The organism is Streptomyces sp. SID11385, assembly GCF_010548245.1.
Lineage (GTDB): Bacteria > Actinomycetota > Actinomycetes > Streptomycetales > Streptomycetaceae > Streptomyces.
Genome location: NZ_JAAGLR010001187.1, coordinates 1 through 5,905 on the forward strand (window position 1 = coordinate 1; position 5,905 = coordinate 5,905).

Sequence of the window (5,905 nt, forward strand, 5' to 3'; positions counted from 1 at the left end):
GTGCGCCAGGCGCTCCAGGCGCTGCGCGCCGAAGGGCTGCTCAGCCACTCCACGAAGGGCGTCCCGCCGCGCGTCGCCCAGCCGGGCCACGACGGCGAACGCGCGGGCGGCACGCCGGAGCCGCGCCCCACGCTCGTCGCGCTCGGCCCCCGTCTCGTACGGGCCTTCGCCGCGCCCGACGTGCGGATCGACGCCCTCTGCCTCACCGCCGAATCGCTCATCCCCGCCGTCAGCGAGGCCGTCATCGGCGTGCACAGCGGGAGCCTGCGGCCCGAGTCCGTCGACGTGCGCATCCTGCTGCCCAGCCGCAGCATCGACCTCGCCTTCCCCGTCGCGGCCTCGGGCGAGCCCGTCGAGGCGGCGGCCGTGCACCGCCGCTGGCTGGAGATGCGCGATTCGCAGGTACGGGTCCTGAGCCGGACGCTCACCGGGCTGCGGCAGTCCCACGGGACGAAGGTGTCCGTCGCCTTCCGTACCGTCCCCTTCACCCCGCCGGTGAAGCTGTACGTCCTCAACGGGAGCGAAGCCCTCTTCGCGTACTACCTCGTGAGACGGACCGACGAGAACGGCGAGGACGTCCCCGAGATGATCGACACCTGGGGACCGCGCGCCCAGCTCTTTCCGTACGACGTCACGCACGGCCCGCGCGACGAGGTGTTCGTCGCGCAGTCCGCCCGCTGGTTCGAGGGCCTCTGGCAGACCATCAGCGAGGAGCTGAAACTCGACGGGTGACGACAACCAGGACGCACACGGAACCGGAACACGCCTGCCTCGCACGGGAGTCGGGGCACCGACCCACATCGGGACCCGGCCCGGAACCGGACCCCGGGCCGACCGGTCCCGCCCTCCGCGCCGAGCCCCCCGCCGAACCACTGGCCGAACTGATAGCCCGCACCCGCTGGGTGCTCTTCGACTTCGACGGCCCCGTGTGCCGCCTCTTCGCCGGGCATCCCGCGCGCGGCATAGCCCGCCGCATGGCGAGCTGGCTCGACGCCCGCCCCGGCGGCCGGGCGCTCGCGGCGGGCGCCTCGCTCAGCAAGAACCCGCAGGCCCTCCTGCGGGCCGTGGGCACGCGGGACACGGAGGGCGGTACGGTCCGGGCCCTCGAATCCCTTCTGACGGATGAGGAGTTGAGGGCGGCCGAAAGCGCCCGTCCGACGCCGTACCTCACCGAACTCCTGCACACGTGGTACGCGGCGGGCCGCCGCTTCGCCGTGACGACCAACAACTCCCCGCTCGCCGCCCGCCGTTACCTCGAACTCCAGCACCTGGACGGCTACTTCGCCGACCACTACCACGGCCGCGGCCTCCCGCTCCGCCTCAAGCCCGACCCGTACTGCCTGACCGAGGCGGTCAAGTCCCTCGGCGCCGACCCTCGCGCGACCCTGATGATCGGCGACGAACCGGGCGACGCGAAGGCCGCCCGAGCCGCCGGTATCCCCTTCCTCGGCTACGCCGAACGCCCCGCCCGCCGGGCGGCGTTGCACGCGGCGGGGGCGAGGTATGTGGTGGCGTCTTATACGGAGGTGTTGTAGGGGTGGGGGAGGGCGCCCGGCGGGGCGGGGATGCGGTGCGGGACTGCCGTACGGGACGGACTGCCGTGCGGGTCCGAGGCTGCGTCGGCCGCAGTCGCCCGCAGTGACGGACGGCCCCCCGCCGCCAACCCGCCGCCGCCCTCGCCCGGCTTCACGCCCGCCCGTCCCGCCTCCTCCCCACTCGGCAAGCGCACTCCGCCCCGCACCCGTCACAACGCGTCGCCGACATTCGGCGATCCGTGCGAGCGCCAACCCCCTGCGCGGCCGCCCCTGCCGGACCCCGCCCATCGCCCACCATCCCCCGCTCCGGCACCCGGTCCGCCCGCCTCCTCGCGCCCCGTCCCGCCGCCCTCGACCTGGGCCCTGACCTGGCGTGATGGGTGGCGTGGGCTGGCGAACAGGGGTGGCGGACGGGTGGCGAACGCGGGCGGGTCGCCCGGGTGCTCGTACAGCCGTACGCCGAATCGTTTCTTCTCGGTCCCGCGAGCGGAGGCGCCTCTTCCGCTCCGTTACGGTGAGCGAGCGGAGCCCCGGTGGGCGGGGCCGGTTCGGGAGTGGCACGTGCGCACCGTGAGGTCCGGTTGGCAGGGCAAGGAGCCGGGGGGCGGCGAGAGCGGCGGACACGACTCCGCGCGCGACGTCACGCACGGTGCGTCACAGGGGAGTCATGAGTCGCGTGCACCGCGCGGTGCGCATCATGTGCCCGCGCCCCGCCTGCACGCCATCGCCTGCGGAGTCGTCCGCGCCGCCGGGGCGCAGACGGAGGGCGCCCACGCCTTCGGCCCCGCGCGTCCCCGCCCCGTACCGCCGTCCCCCGCAGGCCGGTTCGGCTGGACGCCGGACGAACGCGTGCCGCCAGCACCGGAGTTCCCGGCCGACGCGGTCACCGAGGCGCTCGCCGCGGCCCGTACCGCCGACCCGGCGCGGGTCCGCGTCCTGAGCGGCACGGCGCACCGCAACGCCGTCGTCTGGTTCCCCGCCATGCAACGGGCCGTCGTCGTACGGCGGTTCGCGCCCGCCGTGGCAGTCCGCAGGGAGCGCGGCTTCTACAGCGAGCACAGCGTCCTGGAGGCGATCCACACCACGTACGAGGACGGAGCGCCCGCAGAGCCCCGCGCACCCCGTCTTCCCCGCGCCCCCCGCGTCCCCCGCGTCCTCGCGCTCGGTCGCGACGCGGAGGGGTCCTTCTCGCTCCACACGTACGAGGGCCCGCTGCCCGGGCCTTCGCGCGTCACGCCCGACCGGCTCACCCCGCGCCACCCCGTCAACGGCCTGCGGGTCCGGGAGGCCGACGCGCTCGTCGACCAGCTCGCCGCACTCACCCGCGTGGACTGCGCGCACCTCGAACCGGCGGCGGGGCGACCGGAGTTCTTCGCCTGGCTGCGCGCCGAACTCGTCCGCCTCGTCGCCTCGCTCCCCGCCCCGGTCCTCGCCCGCGCGACCGCGAGCGGCCTGCCGGACCCGGCCGCGCTCGAAACGCTCCTCGCGCCGCTCACCGTCACGCCCCGCACGCCCGGCCTCCTCCACGGCGACCTGAACCCGTGGAACCTCGTCCGCCTCCCCGGCGACGATCTCGCCCTGATCGACTGGGAGTTGGCTCTGACCGGCGACCCCCTGTACGAACTGGTCCGGCACCTCCACCTCGCCCCGGCCCGCCCCTCGCTGCGCACCCGGATGCTGCACCGCTGGAGCCGTGTGCTCCCCCCGGACCGCACGGCGGGCTGGGAGCGCGACGCCCCCGTCTACGCCCACCTCGAACGCCTCCGCAGCGCCTATCTCGACCTCGACCGCATCGTCACCGGTACGGCACTCGACGCCCCCAACGTCGCCCGCGCCGTGCGCCGTTACGGCCGCACACTGTCCGCGGCACGGGCCTCGCTCGCGGCGCTCGGGGGAGTGGCGGGCACGGCTCCCTGAGCGCCGGGGCCACGCGCCCGCCGCCTCAGAACGTGGAGCGCACCTCGTTGAGCGCCATGACGTCGTCGGGTGCCAGGCCGGCCGGCCGGTCCCGCACGTCGCGGAGCAGCCACGCCGCGACCTCGCGGCGCGGGCCGTGACGCGGCCCGTCGCGCCGGCCTTCACCCAGATCGCCGAGGAAGTCGGGGGTTGAGCGGCGTAGTTCGTGAGGAGGACGTCCGCGGACGGAGTCGGCGTCTCCGTCCAGACGCCGAGCCACGGTCGTGCCCTTCCACTCGCGACCGTCAGCACGCCGAGCACTTGTGCCGCGTAGCCACCGCCCCCGGCCCGGGCTCGGCCGCCCCACGCTCGTACGGCGGCGTGCGGCGGTGCCCCGCCCGCTCGCTCCCTGCCTAGGATGGCCGGGTGCGAGCGAGGAGCGGGGCGGGACAGGGCGTGGGCAACGGCGGTACGGGCGGCGTGGGCCGGGCGCCCGGTCTGCGGGAGCGCAAGCGTCTCCAGACCTACCGGCACGTGTCCGAGACGGCCATCGCCCTCTTTCTCGCACGCGGCTTCGACGCCGTACCCGTCGCCGAGATCGCCGCCGTCGCGGGCGTCTCGAAGCCCACCCTCTTCCGGTACTTCCCCACCAAGGAGGACCTCGTCCTCCACCGTTTCGCCGACCACGAGGACGAGGCCGCCCGCGTCGTGACCGAGGCCCGCGCCGAGCACCGCCGCCCGGTCGCCGCCCTGGCCGCGCACTTCCGTACGGGACTCGACCGCCGCGACCCCGTCACCGGCCTCAACGACGTCCCCGCCGTCCTCGCCTACCACCGCCTCCTCTACGGCACGCCGTCCCTCCTCGCCCGCCTCCACGCCTACACCGACCGCTCCGAAACCGCCCTCGCCCGCGCCCTGGCCGGACCCCTCACGCCGGACACGGACCTCCCGCCCCTCGCGCACCGCCTCGCCGCAGCCCAGATCGTCGCCGTCCAGCGCGTCCTCGCCATGGAGAACTGGCGCCGCATCGCGGCCGGGGCCACGGCGGACGCTCTCTACCCGACCGCCGCGCACGAGGCGGAGGAGGGCTTCACGGGACTGGCGGCGGCGCTGAGGGAGCGCTGAGGGGCCGCTGAGCGGCCGCAAACGAAAACGTAACCGAGTAACAAAACTAACCGGGTTGCCTTAAGCTTCGGGGCCATGACGCCGAAGCCTGCCCCCGCCGACGCCGCGAACGCCCCCACCGAGTCCGCGTCTCCCGCCCTCCCCGCCCCCCTCCGCGCCGCCCGCGCCCACCACGCCCGCTGCCGTGCCGCCGTCGCGGCCGCACGCGAGGCCGCGCACGACCACGTCGTCACCGGCGCCACCGTCTCCGCGTCGGGCGCCGACGCCGAGGTCCTCGGCCGCGCCCTGCGCGGTCACGCGCGGGACCTGGACGAACTCCCCCCGGGCCCCCTCTTCTTCGCCCGCATCGACTTCGCCCCGGACCCCGCCCGGGCGGGCGAGCACGCCGGGCAGGGCTACCACCTCGGCCGCCGCCGCGTCTCCGAGGACCCCACCGTCCCCCCGCTCGTCGTCGACTGGCGCGCCCCCGTCGCCCGCGCCTTCTACCGCGCGAGCCCCGCCGAGCCCTACGGCCTCGCCCGCCGCCGCCGCTTCGGCTGGGCCCCGGGAGCGGACGGTACGGACGAGCAACTGACGGCGTTCGAGGACGAGTTCCCCGAGGCCCGTACCCCCGCCATCCCCCACGAAGCGCCCGCGCCCGCCAAGACCTCCACGCCCCCGGTGGCCGCCACGCCTTCCGCCCCCTCCGCCACGCCCATACCCCCCAGCCCCCTCCTCCTCGCCGAGATCGAACGCCCCCGCAGCGGCCCGCTCCGCGACATCGCCGCGACGCTCCAGCCCGAGCAGGACACGCTGGTACGGGCCCCGCTCGACGTCTCGGTCTGCGTGCAGGGCGCACCCGGCACGGGCAAGACGGCCGTGGGCCTGCACCGCGTCGCGTACCTCCTCTACGCGCACCCCCGCCGCCTGAGCCGCGCGGGCGTCCTCGTCCTCGGCCCGAACCCCGCCTTCCTCCGCCACATCGCCGAAGTCCTGCCCGCACTCGGCGAGTCGGGCGTCCGCCAGTCCACCCTCACCGCCCTCCTCGACCACGGCCCCGCCCGCACCACGGAGCCCGAGGCCGTCGCCCGCCTCAAGCATGACCCCCGCCTCGCCACCGTCCTGCACCGCGCCCTCCACGCCCTCACCGCCGCACCCGAGGACGCCGAAGCCTCGCTCACCGTCCCCGACGGCTCCGCGCTGTGGCGCGTGGACGCCGAGGCCGTCCGCGAGGCGCTCGCCCCCATCCGTACCGCCGTCAGCGACGGCACCCTCCCCTACCGCGCGGGCCGCGAGCGCTTCCGCGCCCGCCTGCTCGCGCTCGTCCGCGCCCGCGCCGAACGCCGCTCCGGCCCCCGTACCGCCGCCTG

5 protein-coding genes and 1 pseudogene are annotated in these 5,905 nt (G+C 75.9%); 5 read left to right on the forward strand and 1 reads right to left on the reverse strand.

The window, feature by feature from the left end; genetic code table 11:
• The 3 genes from G3I42_RS36565 to G3I42_RS36575 all read left to right on the forward strand — a co-directional run.
• The coding region (locus G3I42_RS36565) for a GntR family transcriptional regulator (RefSeq protein WP_164291950.1) at window positions 1-732 on the forward strand (732 nt) is incomplete at its 5' end.
• Window positions 729-1,535, forward strand: coding sequence for an HAD-IA family hydrolase (locus tag G3I42_RS36570; RefSeq protein ID WP_164291951.1), 807 nt, complete (start codon window positions 729-731; stop codon window positions 1,533-1,535). The genes G3I42_RS36565 and G3I42_RS36570, both read left to right, overlap by 4 nt.
• Before the next feature lie 699 nt (window positions 1,536-2,234).
• On the forward strand, window positions 2,235-3,452 hold the full coding sequence (locus G3I42_RS36575; RefSeq protein WP_343244760.1) for an aminoglycoside phosphotransferase family protein: 1,218 nt from the start codon (window positions 2,235-2,237) through the stop codon (window positions 3,450-3,452).
• Window positions 3,453-3,477: 25 nt separating this feature from the next.
• On the opposite strand, the gene G3I42_RS36580 is transcribed toward G3I42_RS36575, so the two are convergent.
• Window positions 3,478-3,711 carry a hypothetical protein gene (locus tag G3I42_RS36580; RefSeq protein WP_164291953.1) on the reverse strand — a complete coding sequence of 78 codons (234 nt, stop codon included), beginning with the start codon at window positions 3,709-3,711 and terminating at the stop codon, window positions 3,478-3,480.
• A 146-nt stretch (window positions 3,712-3,857) separates the two neighbouring features.
• Here G3I42_RS36580 and G3I42_RS36585 point away from each other — a divergent pair, with 146 nt between their 5' ends.
• Window positions 3,858-4,556: a TetR/AcrR family transcriptional regulator gene (locus tag G3I42_RS36585; RefSeq protein ID WP_164291954.1), complete on the forward strand. Its 699-nt coding sequence runs from the start codon at window positions 3,858-3,860 to the stop codon at window positions 4,554-4,556.
• Between the two features lie 75 nt (window positions 4,557-4,631).
• A pseudogene (locus G3I42_RS36590) lies at window positions 4,632-5,905 on the forward strand (AAA family ATPase); the annotation flags it as partial.